Origin of the sequence: Leisingera sp. ANG-DT (assembly GCF_000813785.1) — a bacterium.
GTDB lineage: Bacteria > Pseudomonadota > Alphaproteobacteria > Rhodobacterales > Rhodobacteraceae > Leisingera.
Genome location: NZ_JWLE01000020.1, coordinates 107,949 through 129,777, shown reverse-complemented (window position 1 = coordinate 129,777; position 21,829 = coordinate 107,949). Strand labels below are relative to the sequence as shown.

The following is a 21,829-nucleotide window of genomic DNA, read 5'->3' as shown; positions in this document are numbered from 1 at the left end:
AATCCCCCCCGATCTTAAGGGGATGCGGAAGTAGAATTTTCTCAGCAGGATGAACGAGGAGATTCCGATGAAGAAGACACGTTTCCCTGAGGCCCAGATCATGGGTATTCTGCGGCAGATGGAGAACGGCGTGCCCGTATCCGAGCTGTGCCGCGAGCACGGTATGAGCAGTGCCACGGTCTACAAGTGGCGGGCCAAGTATGGCGGGATGGACGCCAGCCTCATCAGTGAGATGAAGGCTATGGCCGAGGAGAACCGCCGGCTGAAGCGCATGTACGCCGACGTCAGCATGCAGAACGACCTGCTGAAGGAGGCGCTCGGAAAAAAATGATACGGCCAGCTCAGCGCCGAGAGTTGGCCGTGAAAGCGGTGGCGATGAAAGGCGTCAGCATTGCGCTGGCCTGCCGGGCATTTGGCGTCAGCGAGACATGCTACCGATACAGCCCGAAGCTAAACGAGGAGAACGAACAGATCGCCGATCTGCTCCTCGGACTGACAACGGCGAGGAAGACCTGGGGGTTTGGCCTGAGCTTCCTGTATCTGCGCAATGTCCAGGGGCATTCATGGAACCACAAGCGCGTTTACAGGATCTACCGTGAACTGGAGTTGAACCTTCGGATCAAGCCGCGCAAGCGTTTGAAGCGGGAGAAGCCGGATGAACTGGCGGTTCCAGAGGTGCCAAACGAGGTCTGGTCGATGGATTTCATGGCGGATCGTCAGGAGGACGGTCGCCAGTTCCGGCTGCTGAACGTCTTGGATGATTTCAACCGAGAGGGTCTGGGCATAGAGGTGGACTTCTCGCTACCGGCTGAACGGGTCGTGCGCGCGCTGAACCAGATCATCGAATGGCGCGGCGCACCCAGGACAATTCGAGTCGACAACGGCCCCGAATACGTCAGCGGAACGCTCATGGAGTGGGCTGAGAACAGGGGCATCACCCTGGCCTACATCCAGCCCGGCAAGCCCCAGCAGAACGCCTATGTCGAGCGTTACAACCGGACGGTCCGGCACGAATGGCTGGACCTCTACATCTTCGAAAGCATCGACGAGGTGCAGCAGATTGCCACCGAATGGCTCTGGTCCTACAACAATGAACGTCCGAATATGGGCAACGGCGGGATGACCCCCGCCCAGAAACTGAGAATGGCCGCGTAAATTCTACGACCAAGCCCCCGCAAAAATGGGGGGATTACCTTTGCATGCCCATTCGAAAATATTCATGTCACCATGTCGCGAACCAAGGTTTGTTGTGGAAGCGATGGCGCTGGCTTCGGAGCTGAATTCTCACATTCCAAACTTTTCGGCGTTACCACTTCCACAGCTTTGATCGCCAAGCGGACTCATGTGAGGCCGGTTTTGACTTACCTAGCTCGCCTCGAAGGCACTTTTCTTCCCTGCAACTTGCACTTCATATCTCTACAAGTTCCAAACCTGTCCTGAGGTCCGCGTTCTGCTGGTCGATTATCAGCTGGCTTTGGTTTTCGTCGTTGCGTGTTTCAAGACAAAGCCAGCTGCTGCACCATGGCTTCGCGCATTTTGAATTTTTGCGGTTTGCCTGTGACGGTCATAGGGAGTTCCGCCACGATCCGCACATAATGCGGGACCTTGAAATGTGCTATCTGGCCACGGCAATGCGTCAGGATTTGATCCTCAGTAAGGCTGGCGCCGGTGGCAGGAACGATCCAGGCGCAAACCTGTTCACCGAATCTTTGGTCCGGCACGCCAAAAACCTGTGCATCACCAACTTCCGGGTGGCGGAGCAGGAATTCTTCGATTTCGCGCGGATAGATGTTCTCTCCCCCGCGGATAATCATGTCCTTGATGCGGCCGGTAATGCTGCAAAATCCCTCTGTATCGATGGTGGCCAGGTCGCCGGTGCGCATCCAACCGTCCGCTTGCGCAGCCTCGGTAGCAGCTGGATCGTCCCAGTAACTCTCCATCACGGAATAACCGCGCACCAGCAGTTCACCCTGTTCACCCGCTGGCACGGTTCGGCCCTCAGCATCCACAGCCTTCACCTCCAAATGCGGATGCACCCGGCCCACGGTGGTGCAGCGTTTCTCTGTTGGGTCGGTGGTGAAGCTTTGAAAGGAGACCGGCGCGGTTTCGGTCATACCGTAGCAAATCGTCACCTCTTGCATGTGCATGTCGCGGTTGACCCGGTGCATAATCTCGATGGGGCAGGGGGCGCCTGCCATGATCCCGGTGCGAAGACTGGCAATATCCCGCGGGTTTTGATCCAGCTCCTGCAGCATGGCGACAAACATTGTCGGCACGCCGTAAAGCGCGGTTGCGTGTTCCGCGGCGGCGGCCTCCAGGACGGAGCCCGGTTCGAACGCTTCCCCTGGAAAAATCATCGTGGCACCTTTTGAAACCGCACCGAGCACGCCCATCACCATGCCGAAGCAATGGTAGAGCGGCACAGGGATTAGCAGCCGGTCGGCTTCGGTCAGTTTGATGCGGTCTGTAACAAAACGGGCGTTGTTGACGATATTGAAATGCGTCAGCGTCGCCCCTTTGGGCAACCCGGTGGTTCCGGAGGTGAACTGGATATTGATCGCCTCCTCCGGTTTCAGCCCCGCACTGATTGTGTCCAGCTCTGCGGTGTCCGCACCCGCACCTAACTCCTGCACGGTTTCAAAAGACAGAACGCCTGGGCCAGTATCTGCCGCCATCACCACCGCATAGCGCAAGGCAGGCAGCCGTACTGGAGACAGCGGACCGGCGGCCAGCTCGGGTGCCAGTTCGCGGATCATGCCCAGGTAGTCGGAATTCTTGAAACTTTCTGCCGCGATCAGCACTTTGCAACCGGTCTTGTTGAGCGCGTATTCCAGTTCCGCCAGCCGGTATGCCGGGTTGATCGTCACAAGTATGGCGCCGATCCGGGCGGTGGCGAACTGGGTCAGCACCCATTCGCAGCGGTTGGGGGACCAGATGCCGACCCGGTCGCCCTTCGCAACCCCGAGCTCCAGCAGGCCCGCGGCCAGTTCATCCGCCTTCCGGGCCAGCTCCGCATAGGTCATCCGGATGCCGGCATCCGTGAACACCAGCGCCTCACGGCTGCCGTGCTGCTCCACCGCCTGCCGCAGCAGCGCCGGGATGGTGATATGCTGCAGCGGCGGCTCATCCGGCCCATGCACATGCGAGAGGCCGTCAATCGGGGCGGTGGGATCGGTTTGCGGGTCAGTCATGGTCAGTCTCTGCTGATGAAGCGGACCGGGCCGCCGCGGCGGCAGCCCGGCCGGGTGTTAAAATGGGATCAGCCGCGGGCGACGTTGATCACCTGCATCTGGGTGTATTCCGCCAGCCCCTCGACCGATTGTTCGACGCCGAGGCCAGAGCCCTTGAAACCCGCCATCGGGATATGCGGGCCGATGTTCAGCTGCTGGTTGACCCAGATGGTGCCGGATTCGATGCGCCCGGCAATCTCGGTCGCCTTGGTGGTATCGGCGGAATGCACCGACCCGCCCAGCCCGTAGTCGGACGCGTTGGCGCGGGCGATCACGTCGCCAATGTCGTCAAAGCGGATCACTGGCAGCACCGGGCCGAACTGCTCCTCATCGACGATTTTCTGCCCGTCGGTCACATCGCGCACAATAGTGGGGGGCACGAAATAGCCCGGACCGTCCTTGGCCGCCCCGCCCGCAATAATCCGGCCGCAGGCGCGGGCGTCCTCCAGGAACCCCTTTATCTTCTCAAACTGCGCTTTGTTCTGGATCGGGCCAATGGTCGTCCCCTGCTTCATGCCGTCATCGACCACTGCCTGTTCGGCCAGCGCCGCCAGCTCGGCGCAGAACTCCTCATAGATTTCGCTGTGCACATAGGCGCGTTTCACCGCCAGGCAGACCTGCCCGGCATTCAGGAACGCCCCGCCATAGACCTTCTCGGCCGCCGCCTTCACGTCCACATCCGGCAGCACGATGGCCGGATCGTTGCCACCCATCTCCAGCGTAACCCGCTTCATGGTGTCCGCCGCACTCGCCATGATCCGCTTGCCGGTCTCCGACGAGCCGGTAAAGCCGATCTTGGCCACATCCGGATGCGCCGTCAGCTTGGGGCCAAGGTCATTGGCATCGGTGATAATGTTCACCAGCCCCGCCGGGAAGATCCGCGCGCAGATCTCGCCCAGCTTCAACGCCGCAACCGGAGTGGTGGGCGCAGGTTTCAAAACAATCGCATTGCCCGCCATCAGCGCAGGCCCGATCTTCCAGCAGCATAGAAGCAGCGGGAAGTTCCAGGCGATGATGCCCGCCACTACGCCCAGCGGCTTGTGCCGGGTCTCGATCCGGAACTCCGCGTCGTCCTGGATCACCCGGTCCGGCAGCTCCAGCGTCGCGGTATGCGCCAGGTATCCTTGCGACCAGGCGGCCTCGCCCTGCGCCTCGGGCAGCGGCTTGCCCTGTTCCATGGTGATCAGCCGCGCCAGCTCATCCGCCTCCTCGCCGATGGCGGCGGCCAGCGCCTCCACCTTGGCGCGCCGTTCCCTCATCGGTGTCTCGGCCCAGGCCTTCTGCGCCGCCTTTGCGGCAGCCACCGCCTCGTCCATCTGCGCCTCGGAGGCATGCGGCACGCGGGCAAACACCTCCTCCGTCGCCGGGTTGATCACCTCGATCATGCGCTCCGCCGAAACCTGTTCGCCGTTGATCAGCATGCGGTATTCCATTGCCGTTCTCCCTGTTTATCCGTCAGCCGGGTTTGATTGAAAAAGACAACCACGCCCCGGCGGCGGGGTCTTGGGGATGGGTGCCAAAGAGTTTGCGTCCTGCGCCAAAAATCCGCCCAGAGTGCAGGTGCTGAGGAAACCCCGCGGCGAGCAGCCGAACTGCTGGCGGAAGGTGCGGTTGAAATGGGAGATATCGCCAAACCCCGCGCCATAGGCGATCTGGGCAATCGGCACCCGCGCCCCCTGCCGCGCCGCGTGGCGCAGCTTAGCCGCCACCACTGCAAGCCTTGCGCGGGTCAGGCAGCCGGTGAAAGTGGTGCCGTTGTCCTGAAACTCGCGTTGCAACTGTCGCCGCGACAGCCCGGTGCGGGCGGCCAGCGCGTCCACTGTCAGCCCCGGGTCGGTGCTCAGCAGCTCCAGCGTCTCGCGCACCAGCCGAAACCGGTTCTTGCGGCTGCCCAAATTGCCCGCCCCCGAGTGAGGGCCGTCGGCAAAGGCCAGCAGCACTAAATCAAAGATATATTCTGCGTTGTCGACTGCGCCCTTTGTATCCAGCAGCCCGCACAGACTGGCGTGCAGCGGATGCGCCGGGGTGATCTTGCACCCTGCTGCGGGTATATCCCTGCGCCGCTCCAGCACCAGCGCCCGCGGCAGATGTGCCGACAGGAAGGCGGCATGTTGGCCGGTTATGCTCAGTTCCGCCGCGCGGGTGGAATCGAGCAGCAGAAAATCCCCGGGTCTCAGTAGGGTCTCGCGGCCCGCGTGCAGGATGCCGGTTTCCCCTTCCAGCTGGCGCAGCAAAAAGAAATGCTCCTGATCGTCGCGCAGAATACCCTTGCGGGTGCGCTCAATCCGGGCCGGCAGGCAGCGGATTTCGGCCACATCAATGCCGCTGCGCCGGTGAAGGTCAAACGATCCCGCCCAATTTCCTGTGGCCCGATCCGGGGTTGCATAATAGTGGCCGCAATTGGCGCGCAGCGTGCTGTTCCAGTTGTCAAAGCAGATCATGCGGCCTGCGGGCCTCCTGTCCCGATGCGTTCCCGGCCGGTGAAGGACGGGTTTTGCAGCATGTTCTCAATGCCGCCGCTCATGCAGGCCCGGGCCAGCAGCCCGGTGAAATGCGCCGCTGCCAGGCTGGCACCCCGGACCGGAACGCCAGAGGTGACGGGGCAGGCGCCGTATTGTGCGCCCGGCAAGTTCAACAGCGACCATTGGCTGCTGTTGCAGCGGGCATCGCCTTGCACTGAAACCACGCCCGCGCACCCTGCCGGATAAACCGGCGTGCCACGCGCCGGGGCAGAGGCGACCAGCAGCTTTCCCGCTGCCAGAACCGCAGCTACCGCCTCATCCATCAGCGGACTGGACTTACCATGACCAAAGGAACAGTGAACGATCTCCGCTTCCGACACCGCGGCCCGGTGCAGCGCCTCCGCCACGTTGGCAAGAGAGGTGGACAAGCGGCCCGCAAAGATGCTGAGCCCAAGGATCCGCGCGCCTGTTGCATTTGCGTGGATGGCAGCGGCCATGCAGCTGGCATGCAGTGCCGCCGGGCTTTCTGCCGCTCTCGGGTGCATGGCGCAGATATCCGCTCGGCCTGCGAAGCCCGGAGCATCCGCAGCCAGCGGCCCGTCAATCAGCGCTATCAACGGTGCGCGTGTCATGACTTCACCTCTGCCAATTCGATCACCAAGTCGAATTTCCCGCTCGCCGCCGCACCGCCGTGGGCGGTCAGGATGCGGGTGGTGCAGGTAAAGGCCTCATCGATATAGGCCAGGATCCGAGTCGCAGTGGCAGGATCCACCTCCGACAGTGCCTCATCCAGGATCAGGATATCAAACGGCGTCAGCAGCGCCCGCAGTAAACACAACCGCTGGCGTTCACCGCCTGACAGTGTCAGCCCGCCTTCGCCCAGCATCGTGTCAAGGCCTTCAGGACCGCGGAACCTGTCCGCCAGGCCGAACAGCTCCAGCAGCTCCCACACCCGCGTTTCATTCTCAGGCTTGGCCCAGAAGGCGCGGCTTTGGAACAGGTTGCCGCGCAGACTGGCCCGCACAGTGAAGGGCCGCTGCCCGGCATGGGCTACACGGTCAGGCAGGCTGTCCCCGCCAAGCAGGCGCAAGTCCGCGCCGCCCAGAGCGACATGTCCGGCCAAGGGCTGTGCCCGCCCGCATAGTACAGCCAGGAGCGACGTCTTGCCCGTGCCACTGGCCCCCTTCAGGGCCACTCTGGCACCCTCGGGAATGCTCAGGGTGAGCGGACCCAGAGGAGGGGTGTTTCCGCGAGAAATGGTTACATTGTCTAATTGCAGACCATAGCCGGAAGGAGAGAAACGGTTAGAAGGGGCAGAGGGTGATTGCATCACCGCATCCAGCCGTGCCGCGGCCACCTTGACCCGCGCCTGTGCGTGCCACAGTCCCAGCAGAGACTGCATCGGCCCGGTCATAAATCCCATATAGGCGATAAAGGCCATCAGCGAGCCCAATGGCCACTGGCCGCGGATCACCATCAGGCCGCCCGCCAGAAAAATCGCGGAGCGTGTCAGCGCCGACAACAGCACTGGTACTGCGCGGGTGAACTCGCTCCAAAGGTTTTGTGAAATCAGCTTCTGGCTCAGTCCGGCATGATCCCGCAGGCTGCGCCGCTGCGCCCATTCTGCACCACGCGCGGCCTGCAGCGCGGGCAGGCCGAACAGCGTCTCGGACAGCCCCGCCGCATACTGCCCCTGCATCTCGCGCACCGCTGCCGCGTGGCGCTCGGTTCGGGGCCGCGCCCAGATCAGAAAGGCCAGCTCCGCAGGTGCCAGAAGCGCCGTGAGTAGCCCCAGCCGCCAGTCCAGCACCATCAGCATCATGGAGCCGCCAATCAGCCGGATCAGTGCCGAGGAGCCGCTCAGCACCGCGTTGAACGCAAATTTCTGTACTTCCGCCGCGTCGCCATCAATCCGCGCCAGTAGCTCACCCGCGCGCTGGCCAGCAAACCAGCCGACCGGCTTGGCGGACAGCCGCGACAGCAGTCGCTGCCGCATCCGCGCCAGCATTCGGACCGAGGCTCGCATGTGCAGTATATTGCTCAGCGCGCCGGTGCCGGTGGCCAGCAGGCCGATCCCGAACAAAGCCAGCGACCAAATCACCAGCTGCGTGGCATCTCCCGCCATTAGCCCGCTGTCAATGACCAGCTTGCTAATATAGGGCGGCAGCAGGCCAAGCGCGGCAGCGGCAAAGCTGATCAGCAGGAGAACCGCCAGCCGCCGCCGGTGCGGGCGCAACAGCGGCAGCAGCCACCTCGCAGTGGCGGGCGTGAAAAGCGCGGCGCCAGCACGTGAAGGCAGGCGCGGCCAGTCCCGGGCAGCAGCACCGCCCGGCTGGGGGGAGAGTTTGGCAGCAGGCCTGTTCATCCCTGCGGCACGACATGCAGGGTGGAGACGGACATATCCCCGCCCGACGGGATCCGGATCTCGCCCACGCGGTCCAGTGTCTCGCTGTCGTAGATGCCAATGTCGTCATTGGTGCCCGCGACATAGATTTCCTTCCCGTCGCTGGAGACATTGATGACGTAATAGGTGTGCGGCAGGTCCACCCGCTTCACCAGCTCCTGGGTTTCCAGGTTGTGCTTGGACAGCTGGGTATAGACGCCATAGAGGTGTTTGGGATCCACCGCGCTGCGCACAGCCGAGAACATCAGCACCTCGAAAGAGGCAAAATCGGCGATCTCGGTCTCTCCGCTGTTCAGATCAACCGACTGGTAGCCCCAGACGAAATCCGCCATTTCCTGCTGAGTTTCGTCGGTAAAGACCGCCGCCGTATACATCAGCAGCATCTCGTTGTTCTGGCTGCCGGTCGGCCAGAACGCCAGCACATCCGGCGGGCTGTAGGTGGGGCGGTCCCAGCTTGCGTTGGCAATCGCCACCTCTGTTTCGCCGTTGGAGGGGTCGACCCGGTAGATGTCATGCCCTGCGACATAGACCTGGCCTTTGCGGTCGCTCGCCATAAGGGTGGAGCGGCGCGGCGCCTCGAAGGTGGCGGACGGTTCCGCTTCCAGCCCGGCACCGGCGTCATAGACGGCAAACTCCGGCTGCATCACCTCGTACCGGTCTGTCAGTTTGCGCACCGGATTGCGCACCGTGTAGATCTGGCTGCCGTCCTTGGAGACTGCCAGCGAGGCCAGCGAGCGGCGGGTCACGTCACCTTCGGACTGGGCAGCGTGAAAGACCTTTTCGCAGGTTTCGATATCGACCCCGACCACATCCTGCCAATGGTTCAGCAGCACGTAGGCAATCCGGTTGTCCGGCGACATCGCAATCACGCCGGGCGTTACATTAGCCCCCAAATCGCAGTCCGACTTTAAGGCACGGGATTCTGCGTCAAAGACATAGAGGTTGGAAGGCCGGGCCACTGTCACCAGAAGGTCGCCAGCGGACAGCGGCAGGGCTGAAGCGCACAGCGCGGCAGCAGCAATAAGCGCGGATTTCATGATGCGGGTCTCCTCAGGTTTCGGCATCGGTGGGATAAGTGGCGCCAAGCGCGCGCCAGTCCTTGGCGGCATTGGGCGCGCCCTCGTCCCAGTTCGGGTGGTTGACCATGATGTCGGGCACCTGCGCAGGCCACCAGCAGGGGTCGGAGCAGCCGTAAAGGTCGGCCTCCATCGGCTGGCACAGGGCGGCCAGCCCGCCAAAGGGATCAACCTCCCAGCCCGGATCGAATGTTGTGGCGCATCCGGCAGTCACGGTTTGCATCGCGCGGACCTCGTCCATCTGGCCTTCGGCCGCGGCCTGCTGAACGCGTTCGGCTTTCTGATTGAGCGGTTTCATTTTCCAAACGCCCTCCTCGGCGCAACATGGTGGTGAAAGAACTGCGGTGCCTGGGTGATCAGCCGGGCATAGGCGGCGACGCCAAAGTCGATCCAGTCGCGCATCAGGTCGCAGTAGTGATAGGTGGGCATCATCGGGTCGCTGAAATGGGCATAGCTCTCGTGGTAGCAGCCGCCCGCGCACAGGTTGCGGATCCGGCAGGTGGCGCAGCCCTTCTCAGTGCGGTCAGACCGCGCCTTGATGAAGCCCGACAGTTCTTTGCGCTTGATGCCCTCGTCGACGGTGCCGAACTGGTCCATTTCCGAGCCGGTGAACCGGTGGCAAAGGTTCAGCGCGCCATCGTGGTTCACTGCCAGCATCCCAACCCCGGCCCCGCAGGGCAGCGCCTTGGAGCGCCCCTCATAGAGGTCGTTCATCATCTGATGCATGTTGGAAAAGCCGATGTTGCGGCCCTGCAGCGCCGCCTCGACATACAGGCGGCCCAAGGATTTCATCCCCTCGAACACCTCCAGCAGCTCGGCGCCGTTGAGGTTGAAGGCATCCATCTCGCCCGAGGTGACCGGCGAGAAGCCTACCTCGGCGAAACCGATGTCGTTCTTCAGATGATCCCAGATTTCCACGATGTTGGTGATCCCTGCGGTCAGGGTGACACGGGCACCCACCGGCTTGGATTTGTACCGCGACAGCAGCAGCCGCGCCTTGGCAGCCACCGTGTCATAGGTGCCCTTGCCGCCCACCGTCTTGCGGTTCAGGTCATGCTGCGCCTTGGGCCCGTCGATGGAAACCGTCAGGCCAAAGCGGTGTTCGTCCAGCCAGTCGATCAGCGGTTCGGTCAGCAGCGTCGCATTGGTGGTGAGGCTGAAGTTCACCTCCTTGCCAAGCGCCGCAAAATGCGGCTCAGCCCAGTCCACCACCTTCCGGATCAACGGCAGGTTCGACAGGGGCTCGCCGCCGAAGAACACGATGTTGTAGCTGTCCCGGTCCGGGTTCTCGGCCAGCAGCATCTCCGCTGACTTCCGTGCAGTGTCAAAGGCCATCTTCTGGCCCTTCGACGGCACCGCCAGATCCTCCTTGTAGCAGTAGGAGCACGCCAGGTTACAGCCGGTGTTGACGTTCAGAACGATGGTCGTAAGCGGGAAGGTCTCGATCTCGATTGGCGGGCGCTCCGGCTGCAGCGGTCGGCCGTCGTTGACGATATCCAGCCGCACCAGCCCGTCGAGCCGCACCGCTGCGTCCTCCGCGGCAAACCGCGCCTCGAACTCGTCCATCGAGAACACCTGCTCCTGCGCCACATAGTCGAGGATATCCCGGTCCACCCCGTCCATCTCGAAGATCGAGGTGGTGGGGACGTGGAACAGAACCTCGCGTCCCTCGACCTCAACCCGGTGCGCATTGGCCGGCTGATAGTGAAAGTCTTTCATGGTCTCTCTCCCCGGTCTCAGCGGATTGGCGGGTCGATGAAGCGCTGCACGGTGACGATCAGCATTGCCTCTGCCTGCTGGCCCATCGCCTCGGCCTGGACTTTCAGCTCACCCGCATTGTTGGCGCTGAAGGGACGGTCGGAATTGGGGCCGGCAACTGCGGGCAGGAAGATGCCGTTTGACTGCATTTCGCCTGCAAATTCAGTGTCCTTCATGTGCGCCGCATGTTCATGCGCGTTGGCCACGTTCCATTGCGCCTCGACCCGGCCAATGCGCACGTCATCCTCGGTTCCGGCCTCGCCGTCGGGGCCGTTCCACATGCCAACCGCGTTGAAATAGGCAGGCACCGCCGCCGGGCCTTCCTCGCTGCCGCCACCCACGCGGGCGATGGTAAACTCAGGCTCCACCCGAAGGCTGTCGACAGAGGTGTAATGGGCGATCTGCCCCTCAGCCCCGCCCGCGCTGAAGGTGACAACGCCGTTGCCCTCCGCTGCCAGCGAAAGCGCTGCGCCAAAGGTGTTCGCAGTGGCCTCACCAGCAGAGGCGTCCAGACCTTCCAGTCCGGTGCCCACCACCTGTACCTGCACTTCTCCTGCCGGAACGGCAGAAGGAACTGTGCCCAGGATGACGCTGCCGGCCCCCTCCCGGACACCGCTCAGCGGCGCGCCCAGGGCATCGTTGCCGCGGTCGAACTGGCGGCCCTGCAGGCTGTTTCCATCCTCCGACAGCGCCAGCACCTGGCGGTAGGAGGTGCCGCCAATGTCCAGAATTGCACGCCATTCATAGCCGGTGTAGAGGTTCATCTGGCCGGACGCGGGATGCACGGTGCCGTCCGCCGTCACGAACTCGCCGCTGACCTGATAGGGCGAGGCATCGCCCGTGACCGACAGCTTCCCATAGGCCTCACCGATGCCGGGCAGATCGGTCATCACCACCCAATCGCCCGCCACCGGCTGCTTCTCCGCAGCCTGCCAATCTGTCCAGGCAGCAGTCTCCAGCGGATTCTGCTCCGCCAGGAAGCCTGCGATCTCGGTCCGGGCGATCTTGTACCACTCCCGGTCGCGGCCAAGCGCCTGGTATTCGATGGTTGGGAAATGGCCGACATGGAAATCCATATGCAGCTCCCACTCCTCCGCGGTGCGGTTCTGCAGCAGCCCCCTCGCGCCGGTATGGCAACGGGAGCACATTGAGGCGAAGGGCTCGTCGAAGCTCTCCTGCGCGTTTGGATCCTTCTCCAGAGCATAGCGGAACGGCGCTGCTTCGGAGGGGGCCAGGCCCTGGGTGTCCGCCAGATGCTGCACGATGGCGCGGCGGTCCTCTGCGCTGATGTCCAGCCCGTGCGATTGCTGCATCCGGACGATGGTCATCATCCAGCCTTCGGGCGTCTTGCGCTGACCGCTGATCCGGCTCAGCCCGTTTTCCTCCGTCGTGTGGCAGCTGGAGCAGATATTCTGCAGCAGCTCCTCACTGGCTAGCGCAGGCATGGCACCCGCCACTGACATCAGAAGTGCAGCTGTCAGGCCGCGGGATTGTAGTTGCATGAATCAGTCTCCCTGTTTGTGGTGTCCCAGGGGATCTGCGCCCCCTCGGTGAAGCCTTGCGATAAAAGCCATTGATGGATCGCCCGCGCCGCCTGGGGCGGCGCCTCGGGCAGAACCGTGCTGTGAAAGCGGGCGGCATCCGGCAGCGGCTGGCCGGTCAGGCGGCGCAGCAGAGGGACGATCTCCTGTCCGGCGGTAAAGGCCGCACCACCGGGGGCGTCCCGGGTGATCAGTACCTCCCGCCGCGCTAGAAAACCGTCTTGCACCACCACGCGCTTGCTCACATGCGGGTGGATGTCCGTGTCATGGGCAGGGGTGTCATCCGGCCAGGCCGCGCGCTGCTGCCAGAATGAGGTGCTGAATCCCGCCTCGCGGTAAAAGTCCCGGCCCACCCGGGCCTGCCGCCAGAAGGTCTCCGCTACCCGATTGCGGTAGAAGTCGCGGGCCAGTTCTGCCTCCCCAGCCAGCAGCGCCCGCGCAATGGGCACCGCCATCAGCGCCGAGGACACCGCCCAGAACATCCCGTGTCCCGACAAAGGGTCCAACGCTACCGCCGCATCGCCCAGCCGCGGGCAGAGCGGGTCCAAATCCGGTGCCGCCAGCCGCGGCGCAATTGCATGAACGGACGGACGGGCAGGCAAGGGGATGTCTGAAAGTACGGTCCCCCACAAAGCAGCCAAGGCAGCCTTGCCGCCTTTACGGCCGAGCGTAGCCGCGCTGCCCACGGCTTGCAGCCATAGGCAGTCCCGTTTCACTGGAACCGACCAGACCCAGCCATCAGGCCGCGCTTCGATCCGGGGTGTCTCTATGCCTCCAGCCTGCGGCGGTGCAAATCCGGCAACTGAGATTGTATCTGGCCCCACTAGATCAGCACGGTCCCTATCCGAGCTCTTGCGCGGCGCGCGGCGGCCGCGGGCCTCAAGCAGCAACCGGGCAGACAGGCGTTGGCCATCGGCCAGGCGGATTTCACCGGCATTCGGCCGAACACTGGACACCGCCGCATAGGTAACGCTGACGCCCGCATCCTGCGCAGCCCCCAGCAGCCCGGCATCAAACGCGCTGCGGTCGGCCAGGTGCTCGCTGTTCTGCCCGCCCTGGAAAGCGCCCCAGCTGACATGGCGTTGGGCTGCCGGGCCAATTCCTTCCAGCGGCAAACCGTGCCGCGCCAGGATCGCAGCGACGCGGCTGGACATGCCCTCGTACCGCGGCCCGCGCGGTGGAAGGGTGGCCAACGCCACGCGGAACCCGGCACGCGTCAGCAGAACCGCTGCCACCGATCCGGCCGGGCCGCCGCCTGCAATTGCGATATCAAAGGTGCCAATTTGAGGTGCCATTTAATCAAGGTGCCCCAGCGGGCCGTTCCTTGTGGCGGACACTTCCGGACAACTATCCGACATTTCCGGACAGATTCGGCCGCTGCGGCCCCGGTTTCGGCAAAATTTCTGGAACAGCGGATTTTTGCGGTATTCTGGCGCAATCCTGAGGAACTGCCCGATGCCACACACCTACCAGCCCCGGATTTCCGCCTCCACTTTGAACGACCCGCTGCGGGCCGTTGAGTTTCTGAACGGAGATGCTGCCCCGGTTTTCCGCAGCGCTGGAATTGGTCCCACGGACCTGGCGGGGGAGATCGGCCTGAAGCAGTTTGTGGATTTCTGCGAGCACGCGTCGAGCATTTTGAAACTGCCCGATTTCGGCTGGCGTGTCGGTTCTGTTTTCAACCTGCAAAACCTTGGCGAGGTTGGAGAATTCATAAACCAGGCGCCAACGCTTGGTGCAGCACTGTCGCTGTTTCGAAATGCTTTCCCTATTGTGCAAAGCGACTCTGAATTGCGGCTGGCAGTGGACGCTGGTCAGGCCGTTTTGACCTATAGAATTTTGGACAACCGAATCTGGCCGCGGCGGCAGGACGCGGAGCTGACGCTGGCGGTTTTCCACAACCTGATACGGTCTGCTGCCGGACCGGATTGGCGGCCAGAGCTGCTGTCGCTGGAGCACGAATCAAGCGCTCTGCAAAGCGGCAGCAAGGCTGGTCCCCGCTGTCCGGTGCAATTTGCATCCCCCGCGAACCGGCTGGTGTTTTCTGCAGGACTGCTGGATCTGCCGCTGCCTGGCGGTGCCAACCCTGCGTTCAAGGAAGCAGCTCAGTCGATTGTTCAAAATGCCAGGCAGAGCGAACGCGCCGCGCCAGTTACCGTGCGGGTGCGCCGCGAGTTGATGATGCGGATCGGCCGAGAAAGTTTTGAGCAAACTGCCATCGCCGCCGCGTTGGGCATGTCCCGGCGCACCTTGCGGCGCCGGCTGGAAGATGAGGGGCAAAAATATTCGCACCTCCTAGCGGGATGCCGGATGGAAATTGCCAAGCGCATGCTGCTGATCCCTGGTGCGCACCTCCAAGACGTCTCTGCATGGCTTGGATATTCTGAAGTCTCCGCCTTTGAACGCGCATTCCGGCAGCAGGAGGGGGTAACTCCCAGCCGTTTCCGGAGGCAGGTCTCGGACTGCGGTCTTGGGGACAATGCAGGTGAGGTCGCATTGGCATCAAATTGAAACAGGAAATCAATTCGTAATTCGTGACACGCCTTACATGCGGCGGTTGGCACCCTCCAGACTTCAGTGAAGGTGTCTATTTACATGGACAGTCGTATGCGCCTGATACAATTTATTGGCTGCTCATCCGAATTGCTTGATGTCCCTTTACAGGCCTTTTTTCTTTTCTGCGGATAGTTCTTGCCTCGTCCTATACATCGCCGGGCGCCGAGTGCCTTTTACCTTAGCTTTTCATTTTCAAATACAGGTGATTTGCGGTGATCATGCCATTGGCTTGTGTCAGCACGGTGGTTTGTTATGATATTGGTTGCGGATGCAAGGTACCGAATTGGCGGGGAGTGTTGTCAGGTTTCTTGCCGCGCACGCGGTTGACAAAAGCTGTTCGCCGACAGCATTCCGGCCCCCTTGCAATTGCCTCCTGCGCCGGCTGGCGCAGCTTGAACACATCAACGGTAAAGGCCCCCGCGAAACGGCGGCAAGTAGCGAGCCGAATTCCGGTGATATCTTGAGGCAAGAAACCACAAGTGATTGGTGCTGGAGCGACTCTGCAACTGGTGCCTCCAGTGTTTTTCCATCTAGGAAATGAGGCAATCTGTTCACTCAGGTGCCTGGGCTGACGGTTCCGTCGGGTCCTGTGCTATGAGGCGCCGTCCGCTCAGGACGGGCCGGCGGGGCGGGCCGGATAGGGCGGGCAGGAAGCCTGCAATGAAGACAAGCCAGCCAGTGCACCACAACAGGGCTGCGCCAACGGTCAATTTGTCTGTAAGAGCTGGAAAGAGCGGAACTGAGAGGCGAATCCAAGCCGCGGCTCCGTTTAGTAACACCCCGATTGAAAAGCTCTTGCTGGCGCGCATCGTCCCGCCGCTGGAATGGGCTCCGGCCCGCCCGGCGATGGCCATAACCAGGCCGGACATTCCACCAATGGTAATGGCATGAATAGCCGTGGAAACCGGGTAACCCGCCAGATCCAGGCCGGTGACGCCAACCAGCAATGCGCCAGCAGGCAGCCACAGAAAGGCAACGTGCAACGCGGCAAGAAGTGGGTTGGAAAGAACAGCCAGAGTTCTCCAGCCTGGTATGGAGCAGAACATTGCCATTGCCGCGGCAACTAGAAGAACATTTGCGGCATTTGCAGCTCCGGCAAGTTTTAAGGCCAGGGCCAGTATGAGCAGAACCTGTGAAACAGCCCGTGTTTTGGGGTATTCCTGTACTTGAAGAGTTGAACGGCCGGACAGCGCCAGCCAATTCCGGGTGAAGGCTGGGATTGCCCGTGCACCGATGAAAAACATCAGCACCAGGAACCCGATCAGAACGGATTGCGCAAGGTTTAGGCAAGTCCAGATATTTCCAGCTTTGGCGTTAACCAGAAAAAATGCTTCCCCCAGTCCCAAGGCAAGCACAGCTCCAGCGTAGCCCAGCTTGCAATGAATCCGTGCAGCAGCCAGTTCGCTAAAGATGTATCCGTAAAGGGCAAGGAAAAATGCGCTGTTCAGGAACAGGGCGGCGGCCAGCGGCAGATCCATGGCGGAAGCAGTACGAGCCAGCAGCCAGACAGAAACCAGAGCTTTAAGTGCCGGGCCGCGCAATGGCTGCCGTCCTGTCCAGCCTGGCAGCGCTGTCAGAAGGTAGCCTGCAATGGCAGCGGCGGCAAATCCGAAAAGCAGCTCGTGGACATGCCATAAAACCGCTGGCTTCAGCCCCGGTTCAGGGAGACCTAACTGAACGCCCAGCGGCCACCAGGCGACAGAAAGAAGCGCGTACAGAAATGCTGAAAGGAACAACGGCCGGTACGGGGCATCCCAGAAAGCGTTCAAGGCTTTGCGCTTGATCACGACGGTATTGGACCCGCGGACCAGGCCACACCGCTTGGGCCTGTCAGGAAGCCGTCGCTGAGACGGGTCTGCGGGGAAGCCTTCTGCACATCCGCGGCAATGGCACCTGGCGCTAGAACACCAGTCACACGGCCGCGATAATTCTGACAAATACGGGTAAATCCCTGAGATTGAGGTGACAGGCGCAAGGCGGAAACTCCGGCGTCTGCGAGTGCCTCGATCTGATAGTCGGTGCAGGCGTAACTGTGCGACAAAGTCTGCACTCCATTCATCGCCATAAAGGGCTGACCTTCCAGCGTCTTCACATCCAGCCCGTCCAGGTCATTCTCGCAGGCAAACTGGCAATTGTCCTTGGTCCTCTTGTGCAGCCGCGCGTGGTAGCAGCGCCCTGAAATCGCCAGCGGCAGCCGACCGTGGCCCCAAACTTCAATGGCGATGCCCAGCTCTCTGCCTGCACGAGCAAGCGTTCTAACCGACGACAGCGGCAGCTCTGGCGGAAGGCAGATACGCGTGGCTCCCAGCGAGGCCAGCCAAGCCAATGTGCCCTCGTTGTAGACATTGACCAGCGGGCCGACGTGAAAACCCATTCCCTTGGGCAGGTACGCCAGTGTTGTCAGGTCGTTGACCTCAACCGTTACCCCCATCGCGGCCAGATCCGCAGTATGCTTTCGCTCGCGCTTTAGTGTTACAAGGGACAGGCTTGTCAGTACAGCCTCCTTGCCCGCCTCGGTTAGCAGGGCCAGCGCTTCGGGGATGCGCTCCTGGTAGAAAGGCAGGCGCTTGGAGCAGACCAACTCGCCCATAACAACGCGGTCAACAGGGGCTTCGGCCAAGGAGCCGTAAAACGCGCTCCAGTCTTCGGCCGGCCAGAAGAATTGGTTCGGCCCAACAGTCAGTTCCATGCGGCTATCTCCAGGTTTTCTTGTAGGCGCCGGTGGTCACGGCCTGGCCTTCTGACAGCCGCGCCAGCATGCCCTGCGGCAGCGGCTGGCCAGCCTCCAGCGCGTCAACGGCGGCGCGGAAGTTGCGCACGACCTGCGCCACATAGGATTTCGAGCGCTGACGCCCTTCGATCTTCAGCGCGGTAACCCCAGCTTCTTTCAGCTGCGGGATCAGCTGCTCTGCATTGAGGCTAACCGGGTCTTCGAACAGGTGCCCGGTTTGGCTGCCAGCAGAGAAACAGCCTTTGCATAGGGTCGGGTAGGGCGCGGGTTCGTTCTTGGCTGCGCGGTGGATGGTAAACCCGCCCAGCTTGGCATCCAGCGCACCGTTTTCGTCGCGGTACTCCACATGGCTAGCGGGGGAGCAGACCCCGTTCATATTGGGCGACAGTCCGGTTGCGTAAGAGGAGAGCGAACAGCGTCCCTCGGCCATCACGCACAGCCCGCCAAAAACAAAGACCTCGGTTTCCACTTCCGCTTCTGCGTTGATGGCGGCGATTTCCGGCACCGACAAAACTCGCGGCAGCACCACCCGTTTCACGCCGAAGGTGCAGGCGTAGAAGTTGATGATGTCGGCATTGGCGGCCGCTGCCTGAACAGACAGATGCAGCCGCAGGCCAGGGTGGTTGCGCGCGGCATACTTCAGCAAGCCAGGGTCCGCCAGAATAACCGCATCCGCGCCGGATTGCGCTGCGTCGTCAATGGCGTGGTGCCATAAGGCCTGATCGCCTGCGCGGGGGAATGTGTTGATTGCAACCAGCGCCTTGGAGCCGTGATCGTGGGCAAAACCCACGCCTTCGCGCATTTCTGCACGATCGAAATTGAGGCCAGGGAAGTTACGGGCGTTGGTCTCGTCGTTAAAGCCGCAATAGACTGTATGCGCCCCAGCCTTGACGGCAGCGCGCAGGGCCGCGGGCGTGCCTGCCGGGCAGACGATTTCCATCACCATGCTGCTTCCTCCTCCGGCCGGGCCAGCGAGACACCTGTGCGCCGCTGAGCATAGGCAACGGCCCGCAACAGGAACCGGGAAAATGGCGCGGACATTGCGGCGATCTCCTGCGACAGGTCAAGTTCGGCGTCATCCACTGCGTTGCGCAGCGCCAGTGCCGCCGCAGTGTCGCCTTCAATCACCAGATCCCGCGCAAAGAATAGCGCATCCCCGTCATAGGTCCCGTGCACCAGCCCCAGAAGCGCGGCCAGCGGGCCGGAAATCCGGGCGTCACCTTCACTTCTGCCGCGCAGGGCGCGGACCTTAGGTTGGCCACCATTGGGTTCAAGACAAAGAACAACGGGTAAATCCGCGGGATCCAGGATGAACCGCTTGCGGCTGTGCTCACCCAAGCGGCGGAACAGGCCGGGGTGGCGATTGGCAATACGCCTTGAGCAGGCCGTGAGCGATAGTGATACCGGAACAAGGGGCGTTAGGCGCAGCAGCTTCGCCAGGGCCGCCGGGCAAATTGGGATTTGTGGCTGGGTGTGTGGCAAAAGAAGTCCTTTCCCGCCGGTAGCTTCAATTGCAGCGGGTCTATGGCCTCACGCGCGGCCAGAGTTTGTCGGCGGACAAATTCGCAGCGGGAAACTTTGCTAGGGATCGGCGGAAATCAGAATTGGAGCGGTCACATTCGTACTCATCCGCCATTCCCCAGCCTCCGCCAGTTTTTGAATTGGTGCCTCTCCACAGGGCAGTTTCAGAGGGTGTCCGACCCGGTCTCCGTGCGCCACCAAATGACAGCGGTGCACCGCACGGTGCTGGAGGCCGGTGGTCCGGTGCTTCAATTCGATCACCCGGTGCTGGCGGGCGGCCAGGTTTCGGATATCCCGGTTGTTTTGAACCTTTTCGGGACATCGGAGCGCGTGGCCGCCGGGCTTGGGGTGCCGCAGGACGGATTGGATAATCTGGGAAGCTTTCTGGCGGCTCTCCGGTCGCCGCCGCCGCCGGACGGGCTGCGCGATGCTCTGTCCCGCTGGCCGATGCTCATGGCGGCTCTGGCCACCCGCCCGAAGATGGTGAAAACCGCCCCGGTTCAGGCCATCGCCTGCGAGGGGGCGGATGCAAACCTGGATATCCTTCCAGTACAAACCCACTGGCCTGGGGACGCCGGGCCGCTGATCACCTGGCCTGTTGTGATCACCCGGCCGCACGGCAGCGTCCCTGAAAACATCAACAGCTACAATGCTGGTGTCTATCGGACCCAAGTTCTGGACCGGTCGCGGTTGATCATGCGCTGGCTGCCTCATCGGGGCGGGGCGGCGCACCACCGCGGCTGGGCAGGGCGGGGCGAGCCTATGCCCGCCGCTGTGGTTCTGGGGGCAGACCCTGCCACGCTGCTGTCCGCGGCGTTGCCCTTGCCGGAAACCGTGTCGGAGCTGACTTTTGCTGGCGCGCTCAGCGGAGCCCGTCCTCGCCTGGTGCCTTGCAAGACTATCCCGCTGTTGGTGCCCGCCGATGCTGAGATTGTGCTGGAGGGCTGGGTGTCTGCTTCGGAAACTGCCCCCGAAGGCCCCTTTGGTGACCACACGGGCTATTACAATCCGGCGGAACCTTTTCCCGTCATGCAGGTGAGTGCAGTGACGCATCGCGAAAATCCTCTGTATCTCTCCACCTATACCGGCAGGCCGCCGGATGAGCCTGCGGTCATCGGTGAGGTGTTTAACCGGCTGGCCCTGCCAACGGTTCGGGCGCAGATCCCGGAGATTCGCGATCTTTGGCTGCCGCCGGCTGCTTGTTCTTACAGGATTGCCATTGTCAGCATCGACAAACGCTACCCTGGGCAGGCGCGCCGGGTGATGATGGCGCTGTGGGGGATGCTGCCGCAGTTCAATTACACCAAGATGATGATCGCTGTAGATGCGGAGATCGATCCGAGGAACTGGGATGACATCGCCTGGGTTCTGGCTACCCGAATGGACCCGTCCCGCGATGTCATGGTGCTGGAGAACACACCAATGGACTATCTCGACTTTGCGTCGCCGAAACCTGGATTGGCCGGAAAGATCGGTATTGATGCCACAACGAAGACCGGCAGCGAGACAGTGCGTGAATGGGGCGGGGTCATGCGAGCGGATGCCAAGGATCAGGCTTTTGCCGCGGAACTTGTGTCCCGGCTGATGCCGGAACTGATGTCATGAGTGCGCATAGGGTGGTGCTGGGCGTTTCGGGTGCCTCCGGTGCTGTTCTCAGCCTGGCGGTTGCGCGGCATCTTCTGAATTTGGGAGCGGAAATTGATCTGGTCGCCAGCGCGGCCGCTGAGCGGACCCTGGCTCAGGAATGCGGGGCTGGAGCTTCTGAGGAGTTGAGAGCGATGGCTGCGCGCTGCCACCCCGTGCATGACATCGGTGCTGCAATTGCTTCAGGCTCGGTTCCGGTATCGGGAATGATTGTTGCACCGTGCTCTATGCGCTCACTGGCCGCCATCGCACATGGTTTCGATGACAATCTGCTGACGCGCGCTGCCAGTGTGCAGCTGAAGGAGCGCAGGCGGCTGATCCTTTTGGCGCGTGAAGCGCCGCTGACTTTGGCGCATCTGCGGAACATGTCGGCAGTGACTGAAATGGGTGCTGTCGTGATGCCGCCGGTTCCGGCATTTTACTTGGGGCATGGAACCTTGGAGGAAGCCGCCAGTCAAGTCGCTGCCCGGGCTGTCGACATGATGAATTTATCCGCAGCATGTGCTCAAGCCTGGTCGCCGTAGCAAAAACCACTTAGCACGCTGTTCTTACCATTTGGGCAATCATGCACAGGATAGGCCTATGTTTGCCCCCCTGTCTGGAGGCAGCGTTCAGACGCAGCCGTGCTCTATTATCCTCCTGTGCGGTGGAAGGAGACCTTCCATTCGTCATCAAATAACTGGGGACTGCTTAGGTCCTTGATACCGGCAGAGAGTGAGATGAATTCCGCCGAAAATGCTGCCAGCAGGCAGTACGCCTGATTTACTTTTCGGTGCATTTGAAGTATTGAATGTGTAAGAAGTGCATATGGATTGCAGGACGCTGCTGCCAGCGCGAAAGCCTGCCCGCTGATTGCGCTTAGGGGCAAAGATATCACATCTCATTGCAGAGAGTTTTCAGCCGCAG

The 21,829-nt window shown here is 62.1% G+C and carries 18 protein-coding genes; 4 read left to right on the top strand and 14 right to left on the bottom strand.

Annotated elements, in window-relative coordinates:
* The first annotated feature begins 67 nt into the window (after nt 1-67).
* A protein-coding gene (locus RA21_RS15770; RefSeq protein ID WP_152610572.1) for an IS3 family transposase occupies nt 68-1,155 on the top strand; the annotation gives its coding sequence in 2 pieces (ribosomal slippage) (nt 68-329 and nt 329-1,155; 1,089 coding nt in all).
* 341 nt (nt 1,156-1,496) lie between these two features.
* Here RA21_RS15770 and RA21_RS15765 read toward each other — a convergent pair.
* From RA21_RS15765 to qhpG, 10 genes are all read right to left on the bottom strand, one after another.
* Nucleotides 1,497-3,191: an AMP-binding protein gene (locus RA21_RS15765; RefSeq protein ID WP_039150578.1), complete on the bottom strand. Its 1,695-nt coding sequence runs from the start codon at nt 3,189-3,191 to the stop codon at nt 1,497-1,499.
* A gap of 68 nt (nt 3,192-3,259) precedes the next feature.
* Nucleotides 3,260-4,663, bottom strand: coding sequence for an aldehyde dehydrogenase family protein (locus RA21_RS15760; protein ID WP_039150575.1), 1,404 nt, complete (start codon nt 4,661-4,663; stop codon nt 3,260-3,262).
* A 15-nt stretch (nt 4,664-4,678) separates the two neighbouring features.
* On the bottom strand, nt 4,679-5,671 hold the full coding sequence (locus RA21_RS15755; protein WP_039150572.1) for a helix-turn-helix domain-containing protein: 993 nt from the start codon (nt 5,669-5,671) through the stop codon (nt 4,679-4,681).
* Nucleotides 5,668-6,324, bottom strand: coding sequence for a hypothetical protein (locus tag RA21_RS15750; protein WP_019297903.1), 657 nt, complete (start codon nt 6,322-6,324; stop codon nt 5,668-5,670). Before RA21_RS15750 ends, RA21_RS15755 begins: the two co-directional genes overlap by 4 nt.
* Entirely contained in the window at nt 6,321-8,057 is a 1,737-nt protein-coding gene (locus RA21_RS15745; protein ID WP_052257680.1) for an ABC transporter ATP-binding protein, read from the bottom strand. The genes RA21_RS15750 and RA21_RS15745 overlap by 4 nt, the downstream gene beginning before the upstream one ends.
* Nucleotides 8,054-9,133 carry a quinohemoprotein amine dehydrogenase subunit beta gene (peaD, locus tag RA21_RS15740; protein ID WP_039150722.1) on the bottom strand — a complete coding sequence of 360 codons (1,080 nt, stop codon included), beginning with the start codon at nt 9,131-9,133 and terminating at the stop codon, nt 8,054-8,056. Before peaD ends, RA21_RS15745 begins: the two co-directional genes overlap by 4 nt.
* Nucleotides 9,134-9,146: 13 nt before the next feature.
* Entirely contained in the window at nt 9,147-9,470 is a 324-nt protein-coding gene (qhpC, locus tag RA21_RS15735) for a quinohemoprotein amine dehydrogenase subunit gamma (protein WP_019297900.1), read from the bottom strand.
* A complete protein-coding gene (peaB, locus tag RA21_RS15730) occupies nt 9,467-10,891 on the bottom strand; it encodes a quinohemoprotein amine dehydrogenase maturation protein (protein WP_039150569.1) in 1,425 nt (474 codons plus the stop codon). The genes qhpC and peaB overlap by 4 nt, the downstream gene beginning before the upstream one ends.
* A 17-nt stretch (nt 10,892-10,908) precedes the next feature.
* A complete protein-coding gene (gene peaA / locus RA21_RS15725) occupies nt 10,909-12,432 on the bottom strand; it encodes a quinohemoprotein amine dehydrogenase subunit alpha (RefSeq protein WP_039150566.1) in 1,524 nt (507 codons plus the stop codon).
* Nucleotides 12,408-13,766, bottom strand: a complete 1,359-nt coding sequence (qhpG, locus tag RA21_RS15720; RefSeq protein ID WP_019297897.1) for a flavin-dependent monooxygenase QhpG — start codon at nt 13,764-13,766, stop codon at nt 12,408-12,410. The genes peaA and qhpG overlap by 25 nt, the downstream gene beginning before the upstream one ends.
* Nucleotides 13,767-13,926: 160 nt before the next feature.
* On the opposite strand from qhpG, the gene qhpR reads away from it, so the two are divergent.
* Entirely contained in the window at nt 13,927-14,982 is a 1,056-nt protein-coding gene (gene qhpR / locus RA21_RS15715; RefSeq protein WP_039150563.1) for an AraC-like transcriptional regulator QhpR, read from the top strand.
* A gap of 596 nt (nt 14,983-15,578) precedes the next feature.
* Here the strand turns inward: qhpR and RA21_RS15710 are convergent.
* From RA21_RS15710 to ubiT, 4 genes are read right to left on the bottom strand one after another with little or no spacing between them, the layout of a single operon-like run.
* Complete coding sequence (locus RA21_RS15710; protein WP_193748079.1) at nt 15,579-16,814, bottom strand: NnrS family protein; 1,236 nt, start codon at nt 16,812-16,814, stop codon at nt 15,579-15,581.
* Complete coding sequence (gene ubiV, locus RA21_RS15705) at nt 16,811-17,716, bottom strand: ubiquinone anaerobic biosynthesis protein UbiV (RefSeq protein ID WP_019297894.1); 906 nt, start codon at nt 17,714-17,716, stop codon at nt 16,811-16,813. The genes RA21_RS15710 and ubiV overlap by 4 nt, the downstream gene beginning before the upstream one ends.
* Nucleotides 17,717-17,720: 4 nt before the next feature.
* On the bottom strand, nt 17,721-18,698 hold the full coding sequence (ubiU, locus tag RA21_RS15700; RefSeq protein ID WP_039150717.1) for a ubiquinone anaerobic biosynthesis protein UbiU: 978 nt from the start codon (nt 18,696-18,698) through the stop codon (nt 17,721-17,723).
* On the bottom strand, nt 18,698-19,186 hold the full coding sequence (gene ubiT / locus RA21_RS15695; RefSeq protein ID WP_443136567.1) for a ubiquinone anaerobic biosynthesis accessory factor UbiT: 489 nt from the start codon (nt 19,184-19,186) through the stop codon (nt 18,698-18,700). Before ubiT ends, ubiU begins: the two co-directional genes overlap by 1 nt.
* A gap of 189 nt (nt 19,187-19,375) precedes the next feature.
* Here ubiT and RA21_RS15690 point away from each other — a divergent pair, with 189 nt between their 5' ends.
* The gene (locus RA21_RS15690; RefSeq protein WP_039150714.1) at nt 19,376-20,884 is read left to right on the top strand and encodes a UbiD family decarboxylase; all 1,509 of its coding nucleotides are present in this window, start codon (nt 19,376-19,378) and stop codon (nt 20,882-20,884) included.
* Nucleotides 20,881-21,447, top strand: coding sequence for a UbiX family flavin prenyltransferase (locus RA21_RS15685; RefSeq protein ID WP_039150560.1), 567 nt, complete (start codon nt 20,881-20,883; stop codon nt 21,445-21,447). Before RA21_RS15690 ends, RA21_RS15685 begins: the two co-directional genes overlap by 4 nt.
* The last annotated feature ends 382 nt before the right edge of the window (nt 21,448-21,829 follow it).

Coding starts and splice junctions, on each gene's coding strand:
- RA21_RS15745 (WP_052257680.1), bottom strand. CDS start 8,057: ATGAACAGGCCTGCTGCCAAACTCTCCCCCCAGCCGGGCGGTGCTGCT.
- peaA (WP_039150566.1), bottom strand. CDS start 12,432: ATGCAACTACAATCCCGCGGCCTGACAGCTGCACTTCTGATGTCAGTG.
- qhpR (WP_039150563.1), top strand. CDS start 13,927: ATGCCACACACCTACCAGCCCCGGATTTCCGCCTCCACTTTGAACGAC.
- ubiU (WP_039150717.1), bottom strand. CDS start 18,698: ATGGAAATCGTCTGCCCGGCAGGCACGCCCGCGGCCCTGCGCGCTGCC.
- RA21_RS15760 (WP_039150575.1), bottom strand. CDS start 4,663: ATGGAATACCGCATGCTGATCAACGGCGAACAGGTTTCGGCGGAGCGC.
- qhpC (WP_019297900.1), bottom strand. CDS start 9,470: ATGAAACCGCTCAATCAGAAAGCCGAACGCGTTCAGCAGGCCGCGGCC.
- RA21_RS15755 (WP_039150572.1), bottom strand. CDS start 5,671: ATGATCTGCTTTGACAACTGGAACAGCACGCTGCGCGCCAATTGCGGC.
- RA21_RS15765 (WP_039150578.1), bottom strand. CDS start 3,191: ATGACTGACCCGCAAACCGATCCCACCGCCCCGATTGACGGCCTCTCG.
- peaD (WP_039150722.1), bottom strand. CDS start 9,133: ATGAAATCCGCGCTTATTGCTGCTGCCGCGCTGTGCGCTTCAGCCCTG.
- ubiV (WP_019297894.1), bottom strand. CDS start 17,716: ATGGAACTGACTGTTGGGCCGAACCAATTCTTCTGGCCGGCCGAAGAC.
- RA21_RS15750 (WP_019297903.1), bottom strand. CDS start 6,324: ATGACACGCGCACCGTTGATAGCGCTGATTGACGGGCCGCTGGCTGCG.
- qhpG (WP_019297897.1), bottom strand. CDS start 13,766: ATGGCACCTCAAATTGGCACCTTTGATATCGCAATTGCAGGCGGCGGC.
- peaB (WP_039150569.1), bottom strand. CDS start 10,891: ATGAAAGACTTTCACTATCAGCCGGCCAATGCGCACCGGGTTGAGGTC.
- RA21_RS15685 (WP_039150560.1), top strand. CDS start 20,881: ATGAGTGCGCATAGGGTGGTGCTGGGCGTTTCGGGTGCCTCCGGTGCT.